This is a genomic window from Pseudomonas sp. GW460-12-10-14-TSB1 (assembly GCF_017349775.1).
GTDB lineage: Bacteria > Pseudomonadota > Gammaproteobacteria > Pseudomonadales > Pseudomonadaceae > Aquipseudomonas > Aquipseudomonas piscium.
Window position 1 is genome coordinate 1 of record NZ_JACNAC010000076.1, and the last position, 25,598, is coordinate 25,598.

Annotated in this window: 24 protein-coding genes; 17 read left to right on the forward strand and 7 right to left on the reverse strand. The window is 64.1% G+C overall.

Annotation, left to right across the window (positions count from 1 at the left end):
- The 3 genes from J4D52_RS28095 to J4D52_RS28105 all read left to right on the forward strand — a co-directional run.
- Positions 1 to 548: NADPH-dependent FMN reductase (locus J4D52_RS28095; RefSeq protein WP_207272189.1), on the forward strand; the 548-nt coding region annotated here is incomplete at its 5' end.
- 131 nt (positions 549 to 679) lie between these two features.
- Positions 680 to 1,027: a metalloregulator ArsR/SmtB family transcription factor gene (locus J4D52_RS28100; RefSeq protein WP_053278874.1), complete on the forward strand. Its 348-nt coding sequence runs from the start codon at positions 680 to 682 to the stop codon at positions 1,025 to 1,027.
- A gap of 40 nt (positions 1,028 to 1,067) precedes the next feature.
- Positions 1,068 to 2,354, forward strand: coding sequence for an arsenic transporter (locus J4D52_RS28105; RefSeq protein WP_102678104.1), 1,287 nt, complete (start codon positions 1,068 to 1,070; stop codon positions 2,352 to 2,354).
- Between the two features lie 24 nt (positions 2,355 to 2,378).
- Here J4D52_RS28105 and J4D52_RS28110 read toward each other — a convergent pair whose 3' ends face one another.
- Positions 2,379 to 3,329 carry a DUF1853 family protein gene (locus tag J4D52_RS28110; RefSeq protein WP_102678103.1) on the reverse strand — a complete coding sequence of 317 codons (951 nt, stop codon included), beginning with the start codon at positions 3,327 to 3,329 and terminating at the stop codon, positions 2,379 to 2,381.
- 104 nt (positions 3,330 to 3,433) lie between these two features.
- On the opposite strand from J4D52_RS28110, the gene J4D52_RS28115 reads away from it, so the two are divergent.
- Genes J4D52_RS28115 through pepN form a run of 6 tightly spaced genes read left to right on the forward strand, consistent with a single transcriptional unit; the run spans position 3,434 to position 9,950 of the window.
- Positions 3,434 to 4,324: an NAD(+) kinase gene (locus J4D52_RS28115; protein WP_025809190.1), complete on the forward strand. Its 891-nt coding sequence runs from the start codon at positions 3,434 to 3,436 to the stop codon at positions 4,322 to 4,324.
- A complete protein-coding gene (locus J4D52_RS28120; protein ID WP_102678102.1) occupies positions 4,324 to 5,295 on the forward strand; it encodes a metallophosphoesterase in 972 nt (323 codons plus the stop codon). Before J4D52_RS28115 ends, J4D52_RS28120 begins: the two co-directional genes overlap by 1 nt.
- Entirely contained in the window at positions 5,292 to 6,164 is an 873-nt protein-coding gene (locus tag J4D52_RS28125; protein ID WP_102678101.1) for a rhomboid family intramembrane serine protease, read from the forward strand. Before J4D52_RS28120 ends, J4D52_RS28125 begins: the two co-directional genes overlap by 4 nt.
- A 15-nt stretch (positions 6,165 to 6,179) precedes the next feature.
- Positions 6,180 to 6,440 (forward strand): YeaC family protein, encoded by a 261-nt coding sequence (locus J4D52_RS28130; RefSeq protein WP_007920905.1) that lies wholly within the window; start codon positions 6,180 to 6,182, stop codon positions 6,438 to 6,440.
- Positions 6,437 to 7,267 (forward strand): DUF2797 domain-containing protein, encoded by an 831-nt coding sequence (locus tag J4D52_RS28135; protein ID WP_102678100.1) that lies wholly within the window; start codon positions 6,437 to 6,439, stop codon positions 7,265 to 7,267. The genes J4D52_RS28130 and J4D52_RS28135 overlap by 4 nt, the downstream gene beginning before the upstream one ends.
- Positions 7,268 to 7,280: 13 nt before the next feature.
- Positions 7,281 to 9,950, forward strand: a complete 2,670-nt coding sequence (gene pepN, locus J4D52_RS28140; protein WP_102678099.1) for an aminopeptidase N — start codon at positions 7,281 to 7,283, stop codon at positions 9,948 to 9,950.
- 117 nt (positions 9,951 to 10,067) lie between these two features.
- Here the strand turns inward: pepN and J4D52_RS28145 are convergent, their stop codons facing one another.
- Complete coding sequence (locus tag J4D52_RS28145) at positions 10,068 to 11,720, reverse strand: SulP family inorganic anion transporter (protein WP_102678098.1); 1,653 nt, start codon at positions 11,718 to 11,720, stop codon at positions 10,068 to 10,070.
- 378 nt (positions 11,721 to 12,098) lie between these two features.
- Here J4D52_RS28145 and J4D52_RS28150 point away from each other — a divergent pair, with 378 nt between their 5' ends.
- The 8 genes from J4D52_RS28150 (at position 12,099) to J4D52_RS28180 (ending at position 18,578) form a co-directional block, all read left to right on the forward strand.
- The gene (locus J4D52_RS28150) at positions 12,099 to 13,148 is read left to right on the forward strand and encodes a YCF48-related protein (protein ID WP_102678097.1); all 1,050 of its coding nucleotides are present in this window, start codon (positions 12,099 to 12,101) and stop codon (positions 13,146 to 13,148) included.
- A 47-nt stretch (positions 13,149 to 13,195) separates the two neighbouring features.
- A complete protein-coding gene (locus J4D52_RS28155; RefSeq protein ID WP_102678096.1) occupies positions 13,196 to 15,571 on the forward strand; it encodes an RND family transporter in 2,376 nt (791 codons plus the stop codon).
- A gap of 278 nt (positions 15,572 to 15,849) precedes the next feature.
- Positions 15,850 to 16,143, forward strand: a complete 294-nt coding sequence (locus tag J4D52_RS28160; protein ID WP_016704661.1) for a DUF5629 family protein — start codon at positions 15,850 to 15,852, stop codon at positions 16,141 to 16,143.
- Positions 16,130 to 17,302: a lactonase family protein gene (locus J4D52_RS28165; RefSeq protein ID WP_102678095.1), complete on the forward strand. Its 1,173-nt coding sequence runs from the start codon at positions 16,130 to 16,132 to the stop codon at positions 17,300 to 17,302. Before J4D52_RS28160 ends, J4D52_RS28165 begins: the two co-directional genes overlap by 14 nt.
- A gap of 167 nt (positions 17,303 to 17,469) precedes the next feature.
- Positions 17,470 to 17,649 (forward strand): hypothetical protein, encoded by a 180-nt coding sequence (locus tag J4D52_RS28170; protein ID WP_007923220.1) that lies wholly within the window; start codon positions 17,470 to 17,472, stop codon positions 17,647 to 17,649.
- A 212-nt stretch (positions 17,650 to 17,861) separates the two neighbouring features.
- Complete coding sequence (locus J4D52_RS30615; RefSeq protein ID WP_256581581.1) at positions 17,862 to 17,987, forward strand: hypothetical protein; 126 nt, start codon at positions 17,862 to 17,864, stop codon at positions 17,985 to 17,987.
- A 115-nt stretch (positions 17,988 to 18,102) separates the two neighbouring features.
- Entirely contained in the window at positions 18,103 to 18,309 is a 207-nt protein-coding gene (locus J4D52_RS28175; protein WP_102678094.1) for a hypothetical protein, read from the forward strand.
- The gene (locus J4D52_RS28180; protein WP_102678093.1) at positions 18,306 to 18,578 is read left to right on the forward strand and encodes a hypothetical protein; all 273 of its coding nucleotides are present in this window, start codon (positions 18,306 to 18,308) and stop codon (positions 18,576 to 18,578) included. The genes J4D52_RS28175 and J4D52_RS28180 overlap by 4 nt, the downstream gene beginning before the upstream one ends.
- Positions 18,579 to 18,721: 143 nt before the next feature.
- On the opposite strand, the gene J4D52_RS28185 is transcribed toward J4D52_RS28180, so the two are convergent.
- The 5 genes from J4D52_RS28185 to J4D52_RS28205 form a co-directional block, all read right to left on the reverse strand.
- On the reverse strand, positions 18,722 to 19,321 hold the full coding sequence (locus J4D52_RS28185) for a glutathione S-transferase (protein WP_102678092.1): 600 nt from the start codon (positions 19,319 to 19,321) through the stop codon (positions 18,722 to 18,724).
- Positions 19,318 to 22,959, reverse strand: coding sequence for an AAA family ATPase (locus tag J4D52_RS28190; protein ID WP_102678091.1), 3,642 nt, complete (start codon positions 22,957 to 22,959; stop codon positions 19,318 to 19,320). Before J4D52_RS28190 ends, J4D52_RS28185 begins: the two co-directional genes overlap by 4 nt.
- Entirely contained in the window at positions 22,956 to 24,200 is a 1,245-nt protein-coding gene (locus J4D52_RS28195; RefSeq protein ID WP_102678090.1) for an exonuclease SbcCD subunit D C-terminal domain-containing protein, read from the reverse strand. The genes J4D52_RS28190 and J4D52_RS28195 overlap by 4 nt, the downstream gene beginning before the upstream one ends.
- Positions 24,201 to 24,333: 133 nt before the next feature.
- Positions 24,334 to 24,972, reverse strand: coding sequence for a metalloregulator ArsR/SmtB family transcription factor (locus J4D52_RS28200; RefSeq protein WP_102678089.1), 639 nt, complete (start codon positions 24,970 to 24,972; stop codon positions 24,334 to 24,336).
- 17 nt (positions 24,973 to 24,989) lie between these two features.
- The coding region (locus tag J4D52_RS28205; protein WP_207272191.1) for a hypothetical protein at positions 24,990 to 25,598 on the reverse strand (609 nt) is incomplete at its 5' end.

The window sequence follows — 25,598 nt, forward strand, 5'->3', positions numbered from 1 at the left end:
TCTACACGATTGCAGTGCTGGTCGGCAGCCTGAGAAAGGCCTCGATCAACCGGAAAGTGGCGCTGGCCCTGGCGGAACTGGCGCCGGCCAACCTGCGGTTGAAGATTGTCGAGATCGGCGACCTGCCGCTCTACAACGAAGACATCGATGTAGACCCGCCGGCCGCCTACAAGGCGTTCCGCGAGCAGGTGAGCGCCGCCGACGCCGTGCTGTTCGTCACTCCGGAATACAACCGCTCGGTTCCCGCACCGATGAAAAACGCCATCGACGTGGGGTCGCGACCCTACGGCAAGAGCGCCTGGAGCGGCAAGCCGGGGGCGGTGATCAGCGCATCCCCGGGCGCCATCGGCGGTTTTGGCGCCAACCACCACCTGCGCCAGTCCCTGGTGTTCCTCAATGTGCCGTGCATGCAGCAGCCGGAAGCCTACCTGAGCGGCGCCGGTTCGGCCTTCGACGAGGCGGGCAAGCTGTCCGAGTCGCTCAAGCCGTTCCTGGAGAAATTCATCAACGCCTACGCCCAGTGGGTCGAGCAACACAAAAAGCTCTGATCCTGGCACCGCGGGAGTCGGCCAGCCGGCTCCCGCGGGTGATGGGATATTCCTCTCGTCGCGAGAAAAGCGCTTTACCGCATATCTGAATATTCATATATTCGCCGCTCCAAATGCCTGGAGTGGCCCCAGTGTCCGACACTCTCAACCCCGCCGAACTGTTCAAGGCGCTTGCCGACGAAACCCGCAGCCGCATCGCCTTGCTCGTGACCCGCGAAGGCGAGTTGTGTGTCTGTGAGCTGACCGCTGCCCTGGGTCAGAGCCAGCCGAAGATTTCCCGGCACCTGGCGCTGTTGCGCAGCTGCGGCCTGCTGGCCGACCGCCGCCAGGGGCAGTGGATCTACTACCGGCTGCACCCGCAATTGTCACCCTGGGTGACCACACTGCTGCAGGACACGCTGGAGGCCAACAGCCCCTGGCTGCAGGCTGACCTGCAACGCCTGCAGACCATGGCCGATCGCCCCGTGCGCTGCTGCTGAATCCCCACCACCTCATTTTTCCTGCTCAAGGCTGCCCGGCATGCTGACTGCTTCATTGATTTTCCTGCTGACCATTACCCTAGTGATCTGGCAACCCAAGGGGCTCGGCGTGGGCTGGAGCGCGGTGTTCGGCGCGGTGCTGGCGTTGCTGTGCGGGGTGGTGCAACTGGCGGACATTCCGGTGGTCTGGCAGATCATCTGGAACGCCACCGGCACCTTCGTGGCCTTGATCATCATCAGCCTGCTGCTGGACGAGGCCGGGTTTTTCGCCTGGGCCGCCTTGCATGTGGCGCGCTGGGGGCAGGGCAGCGGGCGCAAGCTGTTTGCCTTCATGGTGTTGCTGGGGGCGCTGGTGTCGGCGCTGTTCGCCAACGACGGGGCAGCGCTGATTCTCACGCCGATCGTGATCTCCATGCTGCTGGCGTTGCGCTTCTCTCGGGCCGCGACCCTGGCGTTCGTCATGGGTGCCGGGTTTATCGCCGATACCGCGAGCCTGCCGCTGGTGGTGTCGAACCTGGTGAACATCGTTTCCGCGGACTTCTTCAATATCGGCTTCAACCAGTACGCCGCGGTGATGCTGCCGGTGAACCTGGTCAGCGTGGCCGCGACCCTGGCGGTGCTGCTGTGGTTCTTCCGTCGCGACATTCCGCAAGCCTACGACCCCGAGGAACTGGAGCAGCCCGCCAGCGCGATCCACGACAAGGCCACCTTCGTCGCCGGCTGGTGGGTGCTGATCATCCTGCTGCTGGGGTGTTTTGCCCTGGAGCCATTGGGCATTCCTATCAGTGCGATTTCGGCGGCGTGCGCGGCCCTGCTGCTGGGCATTGCGGCCAAGGGCCACAAGATCTCCACCCGCAAGGTGCTCAAGGAAGCGCCGTGGCAGATCGTGATTTTCTCCCTCGGTATGTACCTGGTGGTGTATGGCCTGCGCAATGCCGGGCTGACCACCCACCTGGCCGGCTGGCTCGACCGCTTCGCCGACTACGGCATCTGGGGCGCGGCCATGGGTACCGGGCTGCTGACCGCCGTCCTGTCATCGATCATGAACAACCTGCCAACGGTGCTGATCGGCGCGCTGTCCATCGACGCCAGCCAGGCCAGCGGCGTGGTCAAGGACGCGATGATCTACGCCAACGTGATCGGCAGCGACCTGGGGCCGAAGATCACCCCGATCGGCAGCCTGGCCACCTTGCTCTGGCTGCATGTGCTGGATCGCAAGGACATCCATATCGGCTGGGGCCGCTATTTCAAGGTCGGCATCGTGCTGACCCTGCCGGTGCTGCTGGTGACCCTGGCGGCATTGGCCCTGCGCCTGTCGGTGATGTGAGGGCGCTGATGTTCTGAGGGCGGCTCAACCCGTCCCCGGCACATTCGGCCAGAGGTCCGCTACCAGGAACAGGCGCTCGGCTTCTTCCCAGTCGCCGGCGCGGTTTTCCGTCAGGCGCACCAGCAACTGCGCCGGGGCGTGCGGGTCCAGCTCCTCCAGCCAGGCGTGCAGTTGTGGGTCGCGCCAGGTCTGCTCCGCCGGGTAGGACGCCGGCGCCAGCCAGGCCTGGCGCGGCAAGGGTTGCCAGCGTCCGGGCGGGCTTTGCGCGATAAAGGCCGGCCAGTCGCGCTGGTGCAGCCAACGCCCGCGCAGGTGCTGCGGGTGGGCGCCGCGGGGTGGTTGGGTGGTGCCGGGCCAGGGGTAGAGCAGGTAGCCGCCGAGCCACAGGTGGGCGCTGAAGTCCTGGATATCCATGGCCGCCAGCACCTCCAGGCTGTCGGCCCGGGCGGAGATCGGCAACTGGTGTTCGTTCAGGTGCGCCAGCTTGCGGTCCAGGCGATCGTGGCAGCCGGGCCCCAGCCACAACGCGGTGTTCGCGCCGTTGCCATGTTGCGGGCCGAGGTAGAGCTTGATCGCCAGTTCCAGATGGTGAATGCCGTCGCGATCGCGCAGCAGCATGTCCAGCTCGCCCAGGGTGTGGCCGGCGCGGCGGATCGGCAGGTTGGCCGCCAGCAGTTCGACGCCGGGCGCGTGCTGTACGGCAAATTGCCACAGGCGTTCGTAATACAGGCCCAGGCGTTTGGTCGGGCCGAGGGCCAGCCAGCGGCGCAGGGCGCGGCCGTCCTGGTCCAGCTGATGCAACCAGTGCGCCAGCAGCTGCGGAGCCTGCACCCAGTCGCTGCCGGCCAGGGGATGGCGCTGCGGCCAGGGCGTCTCGTCGAGCATCGGCGGCGCGAGGATGACCCAGGCCAGGTCGCGCACTTCGGGGTGGCGCAACTGGCGGGGGAGGTCGAGCAAGCCGGGAAACAGGATCATTCTGCGAGCATAGCGCCTAACGTCGAGGCTGAAAGGATTTTGTCTATGGCCGGCTTTCGCCCATAATCTCTGCTTTGCCCGTCCCAGAACCCTGCAGGAGCCCCATGGAGCAATTTCGCAATATCGGCATTATCGGTCGCCTGGGCAGTTCGCAGGTGCTGGACACAGTTCGCCGACTGAAAAGGTTTCTGCTCGCCCGCCACCTGCACGTGATTCTCGAAGACACCATTGCCGAAGTGCTGCCCGGCCACGGCCTGCAGACCTCCTCGCGCAAGCTGCTCGGCGAAGTCTGCGACATGGTGATTGTGGTCGGCGGCGACGGCAGCCTGCTGGGCGCGGCCCGCGCCCTGGCGCGCCACAACATTCCGGTGCTGGGGATCAACCGGGGCAGCCTGGGGTTCCTTACCGACATTCGTCCGGACGAGCTGGAGGTCAAGGTCGCCGAAGTCCTCGACGGCCACTACCTGGTGGAAAACCGCTTCCTGCTGCAGGCCGAAGTACGGCGCCACGCCGAAGCCATCGGCCAGGGCGATGCGCTCAACGATGTGGTGCTGCACCCGGGCAAGTCGACGCGGATGATCGAGTTCGAGATCTACATCGACGGCCAGTTCGTCTGCAGCCAGAAGGCCGACGGCCTGATCGTCGCCACGCCGACCGGCTCCACCGCCTACGCCTTGTCCGCCGGCGGGCCGATCATGCATCCCAAGCTCGACGCTATTGTGATTGTGCCGATGTACCCCCATACCTTGTCGGGAAGGCCGATCGTGGTCGATGGCAACAGCGAGCTGAAAATCGTCGTGTCCAAGGATATGCAGATCTACCCGCAGGTTTCCTGCGACGGGCAGAACCATTTCACCTGTGCCCCCGGTGACACCATCACCGTCAGCAAGAAGGCGCAGAAACTGCGCCTGATCCACCCGCTGGACCACAATTATTACGAGGTCTGCCGGACCAAGCTCGGCTGGGGCAGCCGACTGGGTGGTGGAGGCGACTGATGCTCGATCCCGCGCGAAGTTACGACCTGATCGGTGATGTGCACGGTTGCGCCCTGACCCTCGAACACTTGCTGGACAAGCTCGGTTATCGCAAGCAGGGCGGCGTCTGGCGGCATCCGTCGCGCATGGCGGTGTTCCTCGGCGACATCATCGACCGCGGCCCACGGATCCGCGAAGCCTTGCACATCGTCCACGACATGGTCGAGGCCGGCCAGGCGCTGTGCGTCATGGGTAACCATGAGTTCAACGCCCTGGGCTGGGTCACCCCGGCAGCGCCGGGCGGCGGCAGGCATTTCGTGCGCGAACACACGCCGCGCCATGCCCGCCTGATCAACGAGACCCTGGCGCAATTCGAGCAGTACCCCAAGGACTGGCACGATTTCCTCGCCTGGTTCTACGAGATGCCGCTGTTCATCGACGCCGGGCGTTTTCGCGTGGTGCATGCCTGCTGGGACGCCGGCCTGATCGAGCCGCTGCGGGCGCAATACCCCGACGGCTGTATCGACGAGCACTTCCTCCAGGCCTCGGCGGTACCCGGCAGCTTCGCCAATAACGTGTTCGACCGCCTGCTGCGCGGTACCGACATGCGCCTGCCCCATGGCCTGACCATGACCAGCGGCGATGGCCTGACCCGTTCGTTCTTCCGCACCAAGTTCTGGGAAGACGACCCACAGACCTACGGCGACATCGTGTTCCAGCCCGATGCGCTGCCCGAGCCAGTGGCCCGCACGCCGCTGTCCTCGGCGGAGAAAAACAACCTGCTGCGCTACGGCGTCGATGAGCCCTTGCTGTTCGTCGGCCATTACTGGCGCAGCGGCAAACCGGCGCCGATTCGCTCGAACCTGGCCTGCCTGGACTACAGCGCGGTGCTCTACGGCAGGCTGGTGGCTTATCGCCTGGACCAGGAAACCCGCCTGGATCCGGATAAATTCGTCTGGGTCTATGTCGAGCGGCCGGAGGTGCAGCAATGAGTGCGGTTGCGGTATTGCGTCTGCCGTTGAATGTGGACCTGAGTGGCTTCGTCAAACTGTTGCAGCGCATGCAGGTGCCGCACCGGGTCAGCGAGGAAGCGGGAGAGCAGGTGCTCTGGGTGCCGGACGCCATCAGCGAGGACGTGCGTTCGTTGTACGAGCGTTTTCCGGCGGGCGATCCCGAGCAGCAACTGGACATTCCCGAGGCCGGCGCCGCCATGCGCCGTCCGGGGTTCGTCGAGCAACTGCGGCGTAGCCCGGCCACGGCGCTGATCCTGCTGCTGAGCCTGATCGTCGCCGCGCTGACCCTGCTCGGCGAGAACCTCGACACCCTGCGCTGGCTGACCTTCCTCGAATTCCGCGTGGTCGGCGACTACATCCAGTTCACGCCCCTGGCCGACAGCCTGGCGGCGGGGCAGTGGTGGCGCCTGGTCACGCCGATGCTGATTCACTTCGGCTTCCTGCACATCGCCATGAACGGCATGTGGTACTGGGAGCTGGGGCGGCGCATCGAACAGCGCCAGGGCAGTATCAACCTGCTGGGCCTGACGTTGCTGTTCAGCCTGGTGTCGAACTACGCGCAATACCTGTTCAGCGGGCCGAGCCTTTTCGGCGGCCTGTCCGGCGTGCTCTACGGCCTGCTCGGGCATTGCTGGATCTATCAGTTGCTGTCGCCCAACCCGGCCTATCGCCTGCCTCGCGGGGTCCTGGCGATGATGCTGGTGTGGTTGCTGATCTGTATGTCGGGGCTGATCTCGGTGATCGGTTTCGGTGAAATCGCCAACGCCGCCCACGTCGGCGGGTTGCTCGTCGGATGCCTCACAGGTTTGTTGGGCGGCTTGTACAGCCGCCGTAAACTGGCCGTCTAATGCTGGAGACCGCTTATGTCGTCGTTTGTTGAAATGATTGAAAACATCACCCCGGACATCTACCAGAGCCTGAAACTGGCGGTAGAGATCGGCAAATGGTCCGATGGCCGCAAGCTCACCGCCGAGCAGCGCGAACTGTCCCTGCAGGCGATGATCGCCTGGGAAATGCAGAACCTGCCCGAAGAGCAGCGCACCGGTTACATGGGCCCGCAGGAGTGTGCGTCGAAGTCGATCGAAGTGCCGAATATCCTGTTCAAGTCGGATGCCATCCATTGATCGAGATTGGCCGTGGCTCCATCAGTAAAATGTCGGCGCGCCTGGACGGGGCGGATGTGCAATATGCCTTTCGTCTTGGCGACACCGAGGTACCGGTCAATCCGTTGATCGGCAGCACCCTGCGCCTGGAATTCCTGGGGGCGATCCACTGCACCCATTGCGGGCGCAAGACCAAGACCAGCTTCAGCCAGGGTTACTGCTACCCGTGCATGACCAAGCTGGCCCAGTGCGATGTCTGCATCATGAGCCCGGAACGCTGCCACTACGACGCCGGCACCTGCCGCGAGCCGTCCTGGGGCGAGCAGTTCTGCATGACCGACCACGTGGTGTACCTGGCCAATTCGTCGGGGATCAAGGTCGGCATCACCCGCGCTACCCAGTTGCCCACCCGCTGGCTCGACCAGGGCGCCAGCCAGGCGCTGCCGATCATGCGCGTGGCGACCCGCCAGCAGTCCGGTTTCGTCGAGGACCTGTTCCGCACCCAGGTGGCCGACAAGACCAACTGGCGCGCCTTGCTCAAGGGCGACGCCGAGGTGGTGGACCTGGCGCAGGTGCGCGACCAGCTGTTCGCTTCCTGCGCCGAGGGCCTGCGCGCCTTGCAGGAACGCTTCGGCCTGCAGGCGATCCAACCGTTCAGCGATGTCGAGCCGATCGAGATCCGCTACCCGGTCGAGCAGTACCCGGCCAAGATCGTCAGCTTCAACCTGGACAAGAACCCGATTGCCGAAGGCACGCTGCTGGGGATCAAGGGCCAATACCTGATCTTCGATACCGGCGTGATCAATATTCGTAAATACACGGCCTACCAGCTCGCCGTGCATCAGTAGAAGGATTCGACGCATGCGCACCGAACAACCGAAGATGATTTACCTGAAGGACTATCAGGCGCCCGAGTACCTGATCGACGAAACACACCTGACCTTCGAGTTGTTCGAGGACCACAGCCTGGTCCATGCGCAACTGGTGATGCGCCGCAATCCGGCCCACATTCTAGAGAGTGGTGGCGGCCTGCCGCCGCTGGTGCTCGACGGCCAGCAGCTGGAGCTGCTGTCGGTGTCCCTGGGCGACCGTGAGCTGACGGCCGCGGACTACCAACTGAACGCCAACCACCTGACCCTGCAGCCGACCAGCGAATCCTTCACAGTCGACACCAGCGTCAAGATCCACCCGGAAAGCAACACCGCCCTGGAAGGCCTGTACAAGTCCAGCGGCATGTTCTGCACCCAGTGCGAGGCCGAGGGCTTTCGCAAGATCACTTACTACCTCGACCGCCCGGACGTGATGAGCAGGTTCACCACCACCGTGGTGGCCGAGCAGCACAGCTATCCGGTGCTGTTGTCCAACGGCAACCCGATCGCCAGCGGGCCGGGCGAAGACGGCCGGCACTGGGCGACCTGGGAAGACCCGTTCATGAAGCCGGCCTACCTGTTCGCCCTGGTGGCGGGCGACCTGTGGTGTGTCGAAGACAGCTTCACCACCATGAACCAGCGCGAGGTCGCGCTGCGCATCTACGTCGAGCCGGAAAACATCGACAAGTGCCAGCACGCCATGACCAGCCTGAAGAAGTCCATGCGCTGGGATGAACAGACCTATGGCCGTGAGTACGACCTGGACATCTTCATGATCGTCGCGGTCAACGACTTCAACATGGGCGCCATGGAGAACAAGGGCCTCAACATCTTCAACTCCAGCGCCGTGCTGGCCCGCGCCGAAACCGCCACCGACGCCGCGCACCAGCGGGTCGAGGCGATCGTCGCCCACGAATACTTCCACAACTGGTCGGGCAACCGCGTGACCTGCCGCGACTGGTTCCAGCTGTCGCTCAAGGAAGGCTTCACGGTATTCCGCGATGCCGGTTTCTCCTCGGACATGAACTCGCGCACGGTCAAGCGCATCCAGGACGTGGCCTACCTGCGCACCCACCAGTTCGCCGAAGACGCCGGCCCCATGGCCCACGCCGTGCGTCCGGAAAGCTTTATCGAGATCTCCAACTTCTACACCCTGACCGTGTACGAGAAGGGCTCGGAAGTGGTCGGCATGATCCGCACCCTGGTGGGCGCCGAAGGCTTCCGCAAGGGCAGCGACCTGTACTTCGAGCGCCACGACGGCCAGGCCGTGACCTGCGACGATTTCGTCAAGGCCATGGAAGACGCCAACGGCATCGACCTCGCCCAGTTCAAACGCTGGTACAGCCAGGCCGGCACCCCGCGCCTGGCGGTCAGCGAGGCCTATGACGCGACGGCGAAGACCTACAGCCTGACCTTCCGCCAGAGCTGCCCGCAAACCCCGGACAAGGTGGAAAAGCAGCCGTTCGTGATTCCGGTCGAGCTGGGCCTGCTGGACGCCAAGGGCGCGGCCATTGCCCTGCGCCTGGCTGGCGAAACCGCCGCGCAAGGCACTTCGCGGGTGATCTCGGTGACCGAAGCCGAGCAGACCTTCACCTTCGTCGACATCGCCGAACAACCGCTGCCGTCCTTGCTGCGCGGCTTCTCGGCGCCGGTGAAGCTGAGCTTCCCCTACAACCGCGACCAGCTGATGTTCCTCATGCAGCACGACAGCGACGGTTTCAACCGCTGGGACGCCGGCCAGCAACTGGCGGTGCAGGTGCTGCAAGACCTGATTGCCCAGCACCAGCAGGGCCAGGCACTGGTGCTGGACCAGCGTCTGGTCACCGCGCTGGCTACGCTGCTGGCCGACGACAGCCTGGACCAGGCCATGGTCGCGGAAATGCTCTCGCTGCCGGGCGAGGCCTACCTGGCCGAAATCAGCGAAGTGGCGGATGTCGAGGCCATTCACACGGCGCGCGAGTTCGCCCGCCAGCAACTAGCCGACAGCCTGTTCGATGCCTTGTGGAAGCGTTACCAGGCCAATCGCGAAGTCTCCCGGAGCACCGGCTATGTCGCCGAGTCCGCACACTTCGCCCGCCGCGCCCTGCAAAACATCGCGTTGTCGTACCTGATGCTCACCGAGAAGCCGCAAGTGCTGGCGGCCGCCATCGAACAGTTCGACGCCGCCGACAACATGACCGAGCGCCTGACCGCACTGGCGGTGCTGGTCAACTCGCCGTTCGAGGCCGAGAAGGCCAAGGCCCTGGCGGTATTCGCCGAGCACTTCAAGGACAATGCCCTGGTCATGGACCAGTGGTTCAGCGTCCAGGCCGGCAGCACGCTGCCGGGCGGGCTGGAGCGGGTCAAGGCGCTGATGCAGCACAAGGCGTTCAACATCAAGAACCCGAACAAGGTGCGCGCCCTGATCGGCGCCTTCGCCGGCCAGAACCTGATCAACTTCCACGCTGCGGATGGCTCCGGCTACCGCTTCCTGGCCGACCTGGTGATCCAGCTCAACGGCTTCAACCCGCAGATCGCCTCGCGGCAACTGGCGCCGCTGACCCGCTGGCGCAAATACGACAGCGCCCGCCAGGCGCTGATGAAAGGCGAGCTGGAACGCATCCGCGCCTCCGGCGAGCTGTCCAGCGATGTGTTCGAGGTGGTGAGCAAAAGCCTGGCCTGACCCTTCTTTGCAGGAGCGGCCGGTCGACGCTCGATTGCTCGCGAGAAACCTCAAGCCAACGCGCGGCCTCAGATGCCGCGCGTTGTCGTTCAGGTCTTATCGCGAGCAAGCTCGCTCCTACAAGGCGGTGGAGCTGTCCGGTTCGCTCTGTAGTGCGCCAGGCAGATCCCGGTGATAGTTCTGCGCGCCGATGGCGTGCAGGATGCCGACCCGTTCAAGCTTGGTGTGGACCTTGAGGTTGGCTTCGCACAGCTTCACCACAATCCCGCGTTTGTGCAGCTGGCCTATCACTTCCTCCAGCATCTGCAAGCCCGTGATGTCCATGAAAGGCACGTGTCTCAGGCGAATGATCAGCACCTGCGGGTCGCTGTGCGTCTGGGCCAGCGCGCGCTCGAAAGTCTCCGCGGCACCAAAGAACAGCGGCCCCTCGATGGTGTAGATCAGCACGCCCGGCGGCAGATGCAACTGGCCGTTGCCGTGCAGCTCGTGTTGCAGGTCCTGTTCCACCACCTGTTGCACCTCCACCGAGGAGGCCATGCGCCGCAGGAAATGCAGCATCGCCAGAATCACCCCGATATTCACCGCGATCACCAGATCGCTGAACACCGTGAGGGCAAAGGTGGCCAGCAGAATCGCCACGTCCGCCCGGGGTGCTCGTTGCACCATGCGTTTGAAGTGGTGCAATTCGCTCATGTTGTAGGCCACCACGAACAGGATCGCCGCCAGGGCGCACAGCGGGATATTGGCCGCCAGCGGCGCGAGAAACAGGATGATCAGCACCAGGACCAGCGCATGGGTGATGCCCGCCAGCGGGCTGCTGCCGCCGTTGCGGATGTTGGTCGCGGTGCGGGCAATCGCGCCGGTGGCGGCGAATCCGCCAAACAGCGGCGTAGCCAGGTTGGCGATGCCCTGGCCGATCAGTTCCTGGTTGGAGTCGTGGCGGGTGCCGGCCATGCCGTCGGCCACCACCGCCGACAACAGCGACTCGATGGCGCCGAGCATGGCAATGGCAAAGGCCGGGCCGATCAGGTCCAGCACCCGGGGCAGGCTGATTTCAGGCAGGTGCAACGCCGGCAACCCCTGGGGAATGCCGCCGAAGGCGCTGCCGATGGTGGCCACGCCGTCGAACTGGAACACTGACTGCAGGGCCGTGGCCAGGGTCATGGCGACCAGGGGCGCCGGCAGGCGCTTGAGCTGCGCGATCCTCGGCACGCCCCACAACAGCGCCAGGCTGAGCAAGGCCAGCAGGGTGGTGGCCGGGTGCAGGTCGGGCAGGGCCTGCAGCAGGTGCCAGAGCTTCTGGTGAAAGTACTCGCCGCCGACGGCGGGCAGGCCGAAGAAGTCCTTCCACTGGCTGACCCAGATGATCACCCCGATCCCGGCGGTAAAGCCGAGTATCACCGGGTCCGGGATGAACTTGATCAGCGCCCCGAGACGACTGATGCCCAGCAGGAACAGGATGATCCCGGCCATCATGGTCGCCAGTTGCAGGCCATCGACCCCGTACTTGGCGGTGACCCCGGCCAGGATCACGATAAAGGCCCCGGTAGGCCCGGCGATTTGCAAACGACTGCCGCCGAACAGCGACACCAGCAGGCCGCCGACGATGGCGGTGTAGATCCCCTGTTCGGGCTTGACCCCGGAGGCGATGGCGAAAGCCATGGCCAGGGGCAGTGCGACCACGCCGACAATCACCCCGGACACCAGGTTGCGGGCCCAATGGGCGCGTCCCAGCAATCCGGCTTTCCACGCCTCGCGTATGGCAATCATGGCCCACTCCTGACGTCCGACTCGCAAACCACGCAACCCATCATAGCCAAAGCCAGGGGGCGGGGCCCATGGCCCGGATCAGTCTTTACGCGGCTATCTGGTGCAGGCGCTTAGTGGAATCCGCGGTGTTTGTGTTCCAGCCTCGGCTACGCTTCGTGCGTGACCCCCGGTATCGACTGAGTATTCAGGTTCCAGGCAGGGGACGGTGGTTAACAAAAGATAACGTGGCGTCGATTGTCAGACGTTTCGAAAGCCCGATAGGATAGGTCAGCTTCCGAAGGGGCTCTAGATTGCAGGTTTCAGGACATTGTCCTAACCGCCCCGAACGGCGCCCTGTAAAGGTTGAACGACCTAACAATAATAAATGGGGGAGAGTCTATGAGTGAGCCTGTCATGGGTGTGAGTTCCTGCCGCCCGCCGGCCTTGCGCAGATTTGCGTTGCTGGCTACAGCGCTCTCGCTGTTGGGGGTCGCCCTGTTGCCGGCCCCGGTCCAGGCCGCCGCGTCCGCGGCGGACACTGTCTATTCCACCGAATCGGCCAAGGCCAGCAAGGGCCTGATGCTCGATGTCGTGCATGCCGGTTCGCGCCTGGTCGCCGTCGGCGACCGTGGGCACATTCTCTATTCCGACGACCAGGGCCAGACCTGGACCCAGGCCAAGGTGCCGACCCGGCAGCTGCTGACCGCGGTGTATTTCGTCGACGCCAAGCATGGCTGGGCCGTCGGTCACGATGCCCAGGTGCTCGCCAGCGAAGACGGCGGCCTGACCTGGACCAAGCAATTCGAAGACCTCAAGCGCGAAGCGCCGCTGCTGGACGTATGGTTCCAGGACACCAACAACGGTTTTGCCGTGGGTGCCTACGGCGCGTTGCTGGCCACCACCGACGGCGGCAAGAACTGGGAAGACGCCAGCGACCGCCTGGACAACGAAGACCAGTACCACCTCAACGCCATCGCCGCGGTGAAGGACTCCGGCCTGTTCATCGTCGGCGAGCAGGGCAGCATGTTCCGCTCCGCCGACTGGGGGCAGACCTGGGAACGCCTCGAAGGCCCTTATGAAGGTTCGTTCTTCGGCGTGATCGGCACCGCCCAGCCCGCCACGCTGCTGGCTTATGGCCTGCGCGGCAACCTCTATCGCTCCACCGACTTCGGCAGCACCTGGGAACAGGTCGAGCTCAAGGCCGCTCGCGGCAGCCTGGAGTTCGGCCTGTCCGGCGCCACGCTGCTGGACGACGGTTCGCTGGTGATCGTCGGTAACGGCGGCAGCGTGGTGCGCAGCATCGACAACGGCTTGACCTTCAGCGTCTACAACCGTCCGGACCGGATCTCCCTGGCAGCGGTGACGGCAGCCGGCAATGGCAACCTGATTCTGGCGGGGCAGGGCGGTGTGCGCTCGACCTCGTCGAATGGCGCCGATCTCGGAAAATAATCAGGGCAAGCAAGCCGGGCCAATAATAAGAAGGCGGGAACACTTCCATGAGCAGTCATCAAACCGACAAGGCGACGTTTCTCGAGCGTCTGATTTTCAACAACCGCCCGGCAGTGATAGTGATCTGCCTGCTGGTCAGCGTTTTCCTGTTCTGGCAGGCCACGCTGATCAAGCCGTCCACCAGCTTCGAAAAAATGATCCCGCTCGAGCATCCCTTCATCGAGAAGATGATGGAGCATCGCAACGACCTGGCGAACCTGGGCAACACCGTGCGTATCTCGGTGGAAGCCAAGGACGGTGACATCTTCACCAAGGACTACATGGAGACGCTGCGGCAGATCCACGACGAGGTGTTCTACATCTCCGGCGTCGACCGCTCCGGCCTGAAGTCGCTGTGGAGCCCCAGCGTGCGCTGGACCGAGGTGACGGAGGAGGGCTTCGCCGGCGGCGAAGTGATCCCGCAGAGCTACAACGGCTCGGCCGACAGCCTCGACCTGCTGCGCAACAACGTGCTCAAGTCGGGCCAGGTCGGGCGCCTGGTGGCCAACGACTTCAAGTCGAGCATCGTCGATATCCCGCTGCTGGAGTCCTACCCGGACCCGGAAGACCAGGGCAAGCTGCTGGCCCTGGACTACCAGAAGTTCTCCCACCAGCTTGAAGAAAAGATCCGCGACAAGTTCGAGGCGCAGAACCCCAATGTGAAGATTCACATCGTCGGTTTCGCCAAGAAGGTCGGCGACCTGATCGATGGCCTGATCATGGTGGTGATGTTCTTCGGCGTCGCCTTCCTGATCACCCTGGTGCTGCTGTACTGGTTCACCTGGTGCATCCGCAGCACCATCGCCGTGCTCATCACCACCCTGGTGGCGGTGGTCTGGCAGCTAGGCCTGATGCATGCCGTGGGCTTTGGCCTCGACCCCTATTCGATGCTGGTACCGTTCCTGATCTTCGCCATCGGCATCTCCCACGGCGTGCAGAAAATCAACGGTATCGCCCTGCAATCCAGCGGCGCCGACAACGCCCTGACCGCGGCCCGGCGCACCTTCCGCCAGCTGTTCCTGCCGGGGATGATCGCGATCCTCGCCGACGCCGTGGGCTTCATCACCCTGCTGATCATAGACATCGGGGTGATCCGTGAGCTGGCCATCGGCGCGTCCATCGGCGTGGCGGTGATCGTGTTCACCAACCTGATCCTGCTGCCGGTGGCGATTTCCTATGTCGGCATCAGCAAGCGGGCGATCGAGCGCAGCAAGAAGGACGCGACCCGCGAGCATCCGTTCTGGCGCCTGCTGTCGAACTTCGCCAGCCCGAAAGTCGCCCCGGTGTCGATCTTCCTGGCCCTGCTGGCCTTCGGTGGCGGCCTCTGGTACAGCCAGAACCTGAAGATCGGCGACCTCGACCAGGGCGCGCCGGAATTGCGTCCGGACTCGCGCTACAACAAGGACAACAACTTCATCATCAGCAACTACTCCACCAGTTCCGACGTGCTGGTGGTGATGGTCAAGACCGCTTCCGAAGGCTGCTCGCGCTACGAAGCCATGGCGCCGATCGACGAGCTGATGTGGAAGATGCAGAACACCGAGGGGGTGCAGTCGGCAATCTCCCTGGTGACCGTGTCCAAGCAGATGATCAAGGGCATGAACGAGGGCAACCTGAAATGGGAAACCCTGTCGCGCAACCCGGACGTGCTGAACAACTCCATCGCCCGCGCCGACGGCCTGTACAACAACAACTGCTCGCTGGCGCCGGTGCTGATCTTCCTCAACGACCACAAGGCCGAGACCCTCGACCGCGCGGTGCATGCGGTGCAGGAGTTCGCCAAGGAGCACAACAAGGACGGCCTGGAGTTCCTGCTGGCCGCGGGTAACGCCGGGATCGAGGCGGCCACCAACGAGGTGATCAAGCGCTCGGAACTGACCATCCTGGTGCTGGTGTACATCTGCGTGGCGGTGATGTGCATGATCACCTTCCGCTCCTGGGCGGCGACCCTGTGCATCGTCTTGCCGTTGGTGCTGACCTCGGTGCTGGGCAACGCCCTGATGGCCTTCATGGGTATCGGCGTCAAGGTCGCGACCTTGCCGGTGGTGGCGCTCGGGGTGGGGATCGGCGTGGACTACGGGATCTACATCTACAGTCGCCTGGAAAGCTTCCTGCGTGCCGGCCTGCCGTTGCAGGAAGCCTACTACCAGACCCTGAAATCCACCGGCAAGGCAGTGCTGTTCACCGGCCTGTGCCTGGCCATCGGCGTCGCCACCTGGATCTTCTCGGCCATCAAGTTCCAGGCCGACATGGGCCTGATGCTGACCTTCATGCTCCTGTGGAACATGTTCGGCGCGCTGTGGCTGCTGCCGGCGCTGGCGCGGTTCCTGATCAAGCCAGAGAAACTGGCGGGGCAGAAGGGCAACTCGCTGTTCGCCCACTAAGCTTCGAGGCCTCAACCAAAACCGCGACCCAGGTCGCGGTTTTTTATTGCCCGCCAAGGCTCACCGGTCCCTGTAGCCGCTGCCGAGCCCGCGAGGCTGCGAGCGACCGGCACGGTCGCGGCGGTCTTCCGGGCCCAGAAGGGCCTTCGGCCCTGGCGCAGGCTTCGCCAGCGGCTACAGGCTTTGTAGCAATGGGGCGCGCGAACTTTGTAGTGCCACTAGAGCAGCGCCGCGTCGGACCCGCTATCATGGCCGCTTTCCATTGCTGACTGACTACCATGACTGCCGCTACAGACACTTTGCTGACTGCCCTCCAAGCCTGCGACATGCTGGAAATCGACGGGCTGCATGCCTTCGACTTCACCCTTGACGACCAACAGCTGCTGATCGAATGCATGGACGGCCGCGCGGCCAAGCGCTGGAGTTTCAGCCTGGCCCAGGTCAACGCCGCGACCTTCGACGACACCCTGCAAAGCTGGACCATCGTCGGCGATTCCGGTGAGCACCGCCTGGTGTGCATGAGTGCTTTCAGTGCCCGTAACGATGAGGAGGATGAACATGAGGATGCGTAACTTCTGGCCGCTGCTGATGGCTGGCAGTGTCGGCGCCATGGCCGTGCAGGCCGCGCCGGTCGAGACCCAGGAACTGCTGGTCGGTTCCTACACCCAGGGCCAGAGCGAAGGCATCTACCGCCTCAAGTTCGACGGCCGCACCGGCAAGATCGAGGCCAAGCCGCTGCAGGTGGTCAAGAGCGCCAACCCGTCCTGGCTGACCCTGTCCAAGGACCAGAAGCAGCTGTTCGTGGTCAACGAGAACGGGCCGGGGCAAGCCGACCCGATCGGCCGGGTCAGCAGCTTCAGCATCGAAGCCAAGAGCCGCAAGCTGAACCCGATCAACCAGGTGCAGAGCCTGGGCAACGAGCCGACGCACTCGAGCCTGAGCGGCGATGGCCGCTACCTGTTCGTCAGCAACTACTCGGTGGTCGCGGATCCGGGCGGCAGCCTCGCGGTGTTGCCGGTCGGTACCGATGGCAAGCTGTCGCCGGTGGTCCAGCTCAGCAGCCACCCGGGCAGTGGGGTCAACCCTGAGCGCCAGGTCTCGGCCCACGTGCATTCGGTGGTGTCGTCTCCGGACGGCCAGTTCGTGTTCGCCAGCGACCTGGGCGCGGACAAGATCTTCGTCTACCGCTACGACCCCAAGGCTAACGCCGAACATCCCCTGACCGCGTCCGAACCGGCGTTCGTCGAGCTGCCGCCGGGCAGCGGCCCACGCCACCTGCTGTTCAGCGCCGATGGCAAGCACGCTTACCTGACCCTGGAAATGAGCGCCCAGGTGGCGGTGTTCGACTACCAGGACGGCAAGCTGACCCAGAAGCAGATCCTCGACTTGACCAGCGGCGGCAAGGACAAGAAGGCGGCGGGTGCGTTGCACGTTTCCAAGGACGGCAAGTACCTGTACGTGAGCAACCGCGGCACGGCCAACCAGTTGCTGGTGTTCGCCATCGACGAAGCCACCGGGCAGCTCAAGGAGATCCAGCGCCGTTCGGTGGAGGGCGATCACCCGCGTGAGTTCAGCCTCGATCCGAGCAACAAGTACGTGCTGATCGGCAACCAGAAGAGCAACGAAATCGTGGTGATCGAGCGCGACGCCAAGACCGGTTTCCTCGGCAAGACCGTGCAGAAACTGCCGTTCGATTCACCCAGCGATATCAAATTCCTGGTGCGTCAATAGGCCGCAGGCCCCGGTTGACGGGGCCTGAGCCTTTCTATTAATGACGCTGATATCTGCTACTGCTGGAAAAAATTTCAACCCGCCAACCCTCGGGCGTAGTTTTGCTTCACGGCCCGGCGCATCAAGGCTTCCGGGCAAACAAGCCGACTGCATACGAGGGTTACCCAATGAACTTCAATCTCTTCTCCGTGATCGCCGCTTCCGCCATCTCCGCTACCGTGGCCCTGCCAGCCAGCGCCAACGTGGAAATCAGCGAGAAAAAATCCGCGACCAACACCTACACCCAGAAATACCTGCAACAGAGCGCCAACTTCTACGCCGCGCTGGATCACAAGATCCAACACTGAAATTCCCCGCATCGCCCAGGTATGCAGGAGCGAAGTCACTGGCTTCCCTGAATGGACTTGTTCATCCAGCGGACCAGCAGTGATGTCGCTCCTGCATCACCTGTATGCGACGTTTTCCCCCATGCCAGGCAAATTAGCTTGGTAATGTCATATCGCCATATGTTTAAATTTGACGCTAATTAATTGACTCCTCCTTTCCAAGGATCGACAGCATGGCGATGCGTCTGGCAGTGGTTCTTCTGTTCCTTTATTCCTCCCCGATTCTCTCGGCTGCCCAGCCCGTCGAAGGCGAGCCGGAAACCTCCCGCGAGCGCATGCTGACCCTGCTCCAGGATTGATTGGCCGCGGATTTACGATCAATCCAACTGATGGTGACTATGCACCGGGGTTGTTTCTGCGGCGGGCGCTTTTAACGGATTCTGTGGGCACTGAAACATGCCCACGGAGACCACCATGGCCCACTCGATCCTCACCTCTGCCAAGCGCGGCGCCTATGTCGCCATTGGCCTGTACCTGGCCATGGTGCTCCTGGTCAGCCTCTCGGCCCAGACCCCGTCGACGGTGCAACCGCCAATCCAGGTCGCTTACCCGGCCATCCAGTTCGAACACCGTTCGCAAGCCGCCGAACAGGCTCCGGATGCGGGAGTGGCGCTGCTATGAAAGGACGCAGGTTCTGGGTCATTGCCGTCCTGGCGTTCATGACCAATGGCGCTTCCTTGCTGGGGATAGGGCAGGGCTCGGCGGGTTCGCTGGCCCGGGCCATCGAATGCAATCACAACATCGCTCACAACATTGAAACCGCCACGGCCCTGGGCCTGTTGGCCGGCAATCCGCCGCTCAAGCCTCGGGCGACCTTGCTCGGTCCATTCAGCGTGGATTGCTCAGCGCTGCAAATGTGCAGCGTATTCGCCGAGCCGGCGCTGGCCTGAAAACGCCGCGATCTTCTGTAGGAGCTGCCGGTCGACGCTCGATTGCTCGCGATAGCTGCGCAGCAGCGGTGTATCTAACACACCGCGTTATCGTTACGGATTTATCGCGAGCAAGCTTCGCTCCTACAGAACAGGTGTAAGGCTCAGGCCTTGGCCATGATTGCGACAAACAGCTCCGACTCGAGAAACCGCTGCAACCAGCGCTGCAAATGCCGGTAAGGCGTCTGCGCAAACCACTCGCGATCGACATGGGCGAACTGCCGCACGAAAGGCGCCAGGGCCATGTCCGCCAGGCTCGGATGCTCCGCCAACAGGTAATGGTGCTGGCTCAACAGCTCATCCAGCTGGTGCAGAAACAGTTCTCCCTGGCCGCGGTAATGCTCCATCGGCTGCTCAGGGTAACGCTCGGCGTATTTGTAGCGATTGAGGTGCAGCTTGAACACCTGGTCGTTTTCCGCGATCAGCGCTTCGATCCGTTGCTGCGCCGGCCCATCGTCCTTCAGTAACCAATCCTGCGGATCGTGCTGGGCCAGGGCCCAGCGCATGATGTCCAGGCTCTCGTCGATCACCCGCCCGTCAGCGTTGAGCACCGGCACCGTGCCCTTGGGCGACAGCGCCAGCATCTCGGCCGGCTTGGCCTTGAGGCTGACTTCGACTATCTCCAGCGGCGCCCCGCTGTAGCGCAACGCGAGGCGGGCGCGCATGGCGTAGGGGCAGCGGCGGAACGAATACAAAGTATTCATTTCACCTCCAGGGTACTCAGGCCATTGCCCTGGCGCCGTACCTGGATCTGCACCGGAATCCGCTCGTGCATTTCCTGCACGTGGGAAATCACCGCCACCTTGCGTCCCTGGGCCTGCAAGCCGTCGAGGGCGTCCATCGCCAGTTGCAGGGATTCCGGATCGAGGCTGCCGAAACCTTCGTCGATAAACAGCGACTCGATCTTCAGCGTGCTGGAGGCCATGGACGCCAGGCCCAGGGCCAGCGCCAGGGACACCAGGAAGGTCTCGCCGCCGGACAGCGAATGCACCGAGCGCAGTTCATCGCCCATTTCCGTGTCCATCACCAGCAGGCCGAGCATGCTGCCGCCGCGCTTGAGGCGATAGCGCCGCACCAGTTGGCGCAGCTGTGCGTTGGCGTGATGCACCAGCAGATCGAGGTTGTAGGCCTGGGCGATCTTGCGGAAGGTGTCGCCGCTGGCCGAGCCGATCAAGGCATTGAGCCGCGCCCAGCGTTGCCATTCGGCATAGGCCTGGGCGATCTGCTCGCCCAGCGCCTGGTTGGCGTCTTGCCGGCGCTGGTCCTCGCTCTGCTGGGCGCGCAGTTCGGCGCTCAGCTGTTCGCTGGCGGCCAGCTGGTTGTGCAGTTCGCTCAGGGCGCTGGCCAGTTGTTCGGCGTCGAGCTGGTCCTCGTGCTGGGCCTGATGGCTGTGCAGGCGTTGTTCGCGTTCGGTGACCAGGACCTTGGCCTGTTCCACCGCCTTTTCGCTGGCTTGCAGCTGCTGGCGCAACGCGGTGACCTGCTGGTCGTCGAGGCTGAGCAGCTGTTCCAGGCCGCCGTCGTCCAGCTCCGGGTGCTGCTGGCGCCAGTCGGCGATCTTGCTGCCCAGCTCCTGCTGTTCGGCTTCCAGGGCCCGCAGGCGTTCTTCCTTGCCTTGCAGTTCCGCGCCCAGCTGCACCAGCAGGCTGCGGACTTCCTGCAACTGCTGGTTGGCCAGCACATCGGCGGCGCGCGCCTGTTCGACGGCCTGTTCCAGATGCTGCTGCCACTGCTCGGCACTGGCGTGTTCGCCCAGCAGTTGCGTGAGCTTGTTGCGGGTGCCTTGCTGTTGCTCGGCCAGGGTATTGAACTGCTCCTGGGCGGTTTGCAGTTGCTGCACGCGGGTCTGCTGGCGGTCCTGTTCCTTGTCCAGGGCCAGCTGGCGCTGTTGCTGCTCCTGCTGTTCTTCCTTCTGCTGGTCGAGCTGTTCCAGGCGCTGCATGACCTGCTGGTCGATCTGCATAAAGGTCGCGGCCGGGTCGTTGAGCAGGGCTTCGAGGGTATCGGCCGGCAGCAGGGTGGCGAAGGCCGACAGTTCTTCCTCCAGGCGCTGGCGATCCGCGCCCAGCTGCTGTTGCTGCTGGGTCAGGTGTTGCGTGGCTTCCTGGCTGGCCTCGACCGCCGCTTGCAGTTGCTGTTGCAGGCGCCCGGCATCCTTTTGCAGTTTCAGCAGGGCGCCTTGGCGCTGTTCGTCCTGCTGGATGCTTTGGTTCAGCTGGCTCAGTTGCTGGTTCAGCCAGGCGTCGCGCTTGCCGGCGTCCTGGTCGAGCAGCGCCTCCGACAGCGGATGGGCTTCGATACTTGGCGCCAGGGCCTGCTGCTGGCTTGCCAACTGCTCCTGTTGCTGGAGGAATTCCTTCTGCTGGGCGATCAGGCCGCCGACCTGGCTGCGCAGTTCGGCGAGTTTTTCCTTGAGTTCATCCACCGCCTTGCGCGCGTTGGCTTCTTCGCTTTCGTCGTGGCGACCCAGGCTCTGCAACAGCGCCTCGGGTTGATGGTAGGGATGCTCGTGGCTGCCGCAGACCGGGCAGGGCTGATCGTCCTGCAACTGCTCGCGCAGCTCTTCGACACTGGCGCTGCGCGCCAGGCGCTGGCGTTCCAGCAGTTGCTGGGTCACCGTCAGGGTCTGTTCGGCGACCGTCAGTTCGGCCTTGCTCTGCAAGCCGATCCGGTTCAGCTCTTCGCGCTGGCGGGCGGCGGTCTGCTGCTTGTCCGCCAGTTCCGCGCCGCGCTTGTCCAGCTCCTGCTGGCTGGCCCACAGCCGCGCCAGTTCTTCGAAGGCGCGCTGTTGCTTGCGGTTGTCCTGCAGCAGGTCGCTGAGGATCTGCAACTGTTCGGCCACCGCATGGGGCTCGGCGCCTGCTTCGCTGTACAGCACTTGCAGCTCATCGCGTTGCGCGGCCAGTTGTTGCGCGGCGCTGGCGGCCCGTTGTTGCAGGCCGGGCAGTTCTTCCTGGCCCTTGTTCAGCCGGTTGCCGGCCAGCATCAGCTGTTGCAGGCGATCGCGATAGGCATTCCAGGCATCGCTCAGCGGCGCCAGATGGGTGCTGTGCTCCAGCTGCTGGGCAATCCGCTGCAGGCGTTCGCCCACCAGGCGCTGCTGTTCGAGCATGGCCTGGATCGCCTGCTGGCCTTGCTCGCTGGTCTGTTGCAGTTTGTCCTTGAGTTCGCAGGCTTCGCCGCAGGTCTTGCCCAGGTGGGCGAGGGTGCTTTGCTCGGCAAAGGCCTCGCGCAACAGCGGGGCGCTGGAACTTTGTTGTTCCTGGGCGGCGAGCAGAGCGGCCTGGGCCGTGCCCAGCTGCTGCTCCAGTTCGCCCTGGCGTTGTTGCTCTGCGCCTTGTTGCTGGCGCTGTTGCCGGATCTGTTCGCGCAGCGGCGTCAGTTGCTGGTTCAGTTCTATCTGCCGGGCGAACTGATGGCGTTGCGGCGCCAGTTGCTCCAGGCGGGTCAGCCTGGTCCGCTCGCTGGCCAGGCCCTCCCAGGCTGCCTGGGCCTGTTGCAATTGCTCGGCGGCGCTCTGCTGCTGGCCCTGCAACTGCTGCAGTTCCTTGAGCCAGGCGTGTTGCAATTCCAGCTGTTTGAGTTGCGCCTGCTGGGTCTTGAGCTGTTGCTGGGCGGTATCGAAACGCTGGTCCAGCTCGGCGCGGGCCTCGGGCTCCAGCGGGGTGATGCCGCTGGCCTGGGCCTTGAGGGTCTTGTGCTGTTCCTCGGCTTCCTTGCTCTTGCTGTAGGCGCGCCGCCCGAGCTGGCTGTAGATCGAGGTGTTGGTGAGCTTTTCCAGCAGCTCGCTGCGTTCCTTGTCGTCGGCCTTGAGGAAGGCGCTGAACTCGCTCTGGGCCAGCATCACCGCGCGGGTGAACTGCTCGAAGTTGAGCCCCAGCTTGGCTTCGATCAACTGCTCGTAGTCGCGCTTCTGGCTGGCCAGCAGTTGATTGCTGTCCAGGTCGTGCAGGCTCTGCTTGCTCGCCTGCAGCTTGCCGTTGGCCTTGTCCCGGGCGCGGTTGGTTTCCCAGCGGGCACGGTAGCGATGGCCGTCGATGCCGACGAAGTCGACCTCGGCGTAACCGCTGCCGGTGCCACGCCGCAGCAGGGTGCGCGGGTCGCTGGTGAGCATCTCGCTGTTCACCTCCGGCACCTTGGTTTCGCGGCCGATATTGTTCAGCCGCGGTACCGCGCCGAACAGCGCCAGGCACAGCGCATCGAGCAGGGTGCTCTTGCCGGCGCCGGTGGGCCCGGTGATGGCGAACAACCCGGCGCTGGCCAGGGGCTCGGTGGTAAAGTCGATTTCAAAGGGGCCGGCCAGGGAGGCCAGGTTCTTCAGGCGGATGGCGAGAATCTTCATGGCTGCTCCTCCTCGTGCTGCACTTCCTGGAGCAGCTGCGCGAAGTCCTTGAGGGTCTGTTCATCCACCTCGCTGCCGTAGCTGTCCAGCCAGGCGCGGCTGAACAGGTCCTGGGGGCTGAGCTGGTCCAGCTCCACCAGTTGCGCGGCGCCGTCGTCGCCCTCGCGGCCGCCATTGCCGGCGTATTCGGCGGCGATCCGCACCAGGCGCACGGCCTTGCCCTGCAGGGCGCTTTCCACTTGCTGGCGCAGGTCCGGCTGCGGCTCGTCCAGGCGCACCCGCACTTCCAGCCAGGGCTGGCGCTGCTCTTCGGCCAGCAGGTCGATGTCCGGTAGTTCCGCCAGTTGCAGCAGGATCTCCGCCAGCGGCGCCGGGCCCAGGCGTTGCAGGTTGACCGCCCGCGGGATCAGCCGCGGCTCGACGCTGACCAGGGTTTCGCCGTCGAGCTGGATATCGAGAATCTGGTGCTGGTAGCCAATCTCGGAGAACGACAGCGGAATCGGCGAACCGCTGTAGCGGATGCGCTCCTCGCCGTTGACCTTCTGCGGCTTGTGCAGATGCCCCAGGGCCACATAGCTGATGCTCGGGCCGAACAGGCTGGCGGGCAGGGCCTCGGCGTTACCGATGATCAGGCTGCGCTCGGAGTCTTCCGACACCGAGCCGCCGGCCATGTGCGCGTGGCTGATGGCGACCAGCGCCTGGCCCGGCTGGCGCTTGGCATTGGCTGCGGCGATCAGCCATTCATGCACCTGGCCGATACCCCGCAGGTAATCGTCCCCCAGGTGCGCGCCCGTGACCTCCGCCGGCCGCAGGAACGGCAGCGCCAGGCACCAGCCGGCAATTGCACCGCTGGCATCGGGCAACGGCAACAACAGACGCTCGCTGTCCAACTGCCCATCGTCCAGCCACAGCACCCGGCCCAACGCATGGGTGCGTAGACGCCGCATCAAAGGCGCCGGCAACTCGATACGCGAACCGGAGTCATGGTTGCCGGCAATCATCACAATGGTCAGGCCGGGCTGCTGTTCATGGGCACTGACAATAAAGTCGTACAACCGCTCCTGGGCTTTGACCGGCGGGTTGACCGTGTCGAAGATATCGCCGGCGATCAGCAACACGTCAGGGCTGTGCAGCACCAGCTGGCGCAACAGCCATTCAAGGAAGCAGGCATGCTCGAAATCGCGTTCCTGGCCATGGAGGTTCTGCCCCAGGTGCCAGTCGGAGGTGTGAAACAGACGCAAGGCAAACTCCGCAAACAATCAGGTGAGCCGCAGGGAAGAGGAGAGCGGCGTGAGGGGGGAGAGTTTAATGGTAAATCGGGTGCGGGGCGCGGTCTGATGGCCGATGGCGGCTTCTTTGTGTCCGGCCGTTCAGCTATTGCTCCGGTGTGCTGTCCTCAGGCTCCGGCGGCCGCAGTCTGAAGCGGCAGACATGACCGCCGCGGACCATGCACTCGGCGTGCTCGACTTCGCCGCCGCCCAGTGTCCCGATCAACGCCAGGTCCAGTTCGCAAACCACCGGATGGGCCGCGGCCAGGCGATGGAACACGCAGTTGTGGGCGACAATTTCCGGGGCGCCGGAGGAGCGGAAGAACACCTCGGCCTCGTAACCCACCTGGTTCATGTGCTGCACGATCCTGGCTTCGTCGACCGCCTCGTGCTCGCGGTCCTGCGCCAGTTTTCGGCCCAGGTTGCGCATCAGCGTCGTCATGGCCTCGGGGCCGATGATGTCGGCCACTTCATCGATCAGCACGCTGGCGAGCATCTGATACTGGCGCGGGAACTGCTCCCGGGCGTGGTCGGTGAGCCGATACAGCTGCTCCGGCCGCCGCCCCGTCGGCCGGGTTTCGCCGCGCAGCACCAGGCCGTCACGCTCCAGCGCCGCCAGGTGTTGGCGAATCGCTGTGCGCGTGACAGCCAGATGCTCGGCCAGTTCGTCGATGCTCATGCCGCTCGCCTGGTACAGCAGCGCATTGAGCAAGTCCTGCTGGGTGCGGCCCAGTCCCTCCAGCATGCTATGCCCTCGTGGTGTCAGAACTTGTCCGGGAATTGTTTGACCAGCGCGGCGCTCAAGGCATCGGCCAGCGCCAGGATATGGGTGCGCATCGTCTGCCAGGTGCGTGCTTCGCCAGCATCGTCATGGGCGGCGAACTCATCGATCTGCGCAATGTGATGACCGCCATGGGTTGATAACAGGTTCACTAGTGTGGCTTCAGGTAAGTAGGGGTTGGCGCCGGCCAGAAAGGCCGCGATCGCCTTGGCATTGCTGGTCAGCTCGGCGACTGCGGCCTGCTTGCCCTTCGCATCCTTGGCGACCGTGGCATCGCTGTAATGTTTCACCGCGCCCCAATGACCAGCAAGCAACTTGAGCAACTGATCCGCCGCCGGCTGGCCGTAAAGCGGCGCGATGCTGTTGGCAATTTTTGTGGCGTTGTCGACCACCTGGTCCGCCGCCACCTTGGCTTGCTGGCGGTCGGCGGCCTGGTTGGCGAGCGCGTAGCTGCGAATCCAGAAAATATGCTCCACCCACAAATCGCGCAGCGCCAGGCGCGTGGCCAGCGCGGGGCTCTCGGCAACGGGCGGGGAGACGGGAGGCGTCTGGCTCCAGACCGGTTGCGCACAGAAAGCCAGGAGGATCAG

What these genes read in the sequence shown, in the direction of transcription:
- pepN (WP_102678099.1), top strand. Translation starts at nt 7,281, where the DNA reads ATGCGCACCGAACAACCGAAGATGATTTACCTGAAGGACTATCAGGCG.
- J4D52_RS28150 (WP_102678097.1), top strand. Translation starts at nt 12,099, where the DNA reads ATGAGTGAGCCTGTCATGGGTGTGAGTTCCTGCCGCCCGCCGGCCTTG.
- J4D52_RS28165 (WP_102678095.1), top strand. Translation starts at nt 16,130, where the DNA reads ATGAGGATGCGTAACTTCTGGCCGCTGCTGATGGCTGGCAGTGTCGGC.
- J4D52_RS28125 (WP_102678101.1), top strand. Translation starts at nt 5,292, where the DNA reads ATGAGTGCGGTTGCGGTATTGCGTCTGCCGTTGAATGTGGACCTGAGT.
- J4D52_RS28105 (WP_102678104.1), top strand. Translation starts at nt 1,068, where the DNA reads ATGCTGACTGCTTCATTGATTTTCCTGCTGACCATTACCCTAGTGATC.
- J4D52_RS28185 (WP_102678092.1), bottom strand. Translation starts at nt 19,321, where the DNA reads ATGAATACTTTGTATTCGTTCCGCCGCTGCCCCTACGCCATGCGCGCC.
- J4D52_RS28120 (WP_102678102.1), top strand. Translation starts at nt 4,324, where the DNA reads ATGCTCGATCCCGCGCGAAGTTACGACCTGATCGGTGATGTGCACGGT.
- J4D52_RS28180 (WP_102678093.1), top strand. Translation starts at nt 18,306, where the DNA reads ATGAAAGGACGCAGGTTCTGGGTCATTGCCGTCCTGGCGTTCATGACC.
- J4D52_RS28200 (WP_102678089.1), bottom strand. Translation starts at nt 24,972, where the DNA reads ATGCTGGAGGGACTGGGCCGCACCCAGCAGGACTTGCTCAATGCGCTG.
- J4D52_RS28115 (WP_025809190.1), top strand. Translation starts at nt 3,434, where the DNA reads ATGGAGCAATTTCGCAATATCGGCATTATCGGTCGCCTGGGCAGTTCG.
- J4D52_RS28110 (WP_102678103.1), bottom strand. Translation starts at nt 3,329, where the DNA reads ATGATCCTGTTTCCCGGCTTGCTCGACCTCCCCCGCCAGTTGCGCCAC.
- J4D52_RS28155 (WP_102678096.1), top strand. Translation starts at nt 13,196, where the DNA reads ATGAGCAGTCATCAAACCGACAAGGCGACGTTTCTCGAGCGTCTGATT.
- J4D52_RS28130 (WP_007920905.1), top strand. Translation starts at nt 6,180, where the DNA reads ATGTCGTCGTTTGTTGAAATGATTGAAAACATCACCCCGGACATCTAC.
- J4D52_RS28145 (WP_102678098.1), bottom strand. Translation starts at nt 11,720, where the DNA reads ATGATTGCCATACGCGAGGCGTGGAAAGCCGGATTGCTGGGACGCGCC.
- J4D52_RS28170 (WP_007923220.1), top strand. Translation starts at nt 17,470, where the DNA reads ATGAACTTCAATCTCTTCTCCGTGATCGCCGCTTCCGCCATCTCCGCT.
- J4D52_RS30615 (WP_256581581.1), top strand. Translation starts at nt 17,862, where the DNA reads ATGGCGATGCGTCTGGCAGTGGTTCTTCTGTTCCTTTATTCCTCCCCG.
- J4D52_RS28160 (WP_016704661.1), top strand. Translation starts at nt 15,850, where the DNA reads ATGACTGCCGCTACAGACACTTTGCTGACTGCCCTCCAAGCCTGCGAC.
- J4D52_RS28175 (WP_102678094.1), top strand. Translation starts at nt 18,103, where the DNA reads ATGGCCCACTCGATCCTCACCTCTGCCAAGCGCGGCGCCTATGTCGCC.
- J4D52_RS28190 (WP_102678091.1), bottom strand. Translation starts at nt 22,959, where the DNA reads ATGAAGATTCTCGCCATCCGCCTGAAGAACCTGGCCTCCCTGGCCGGC.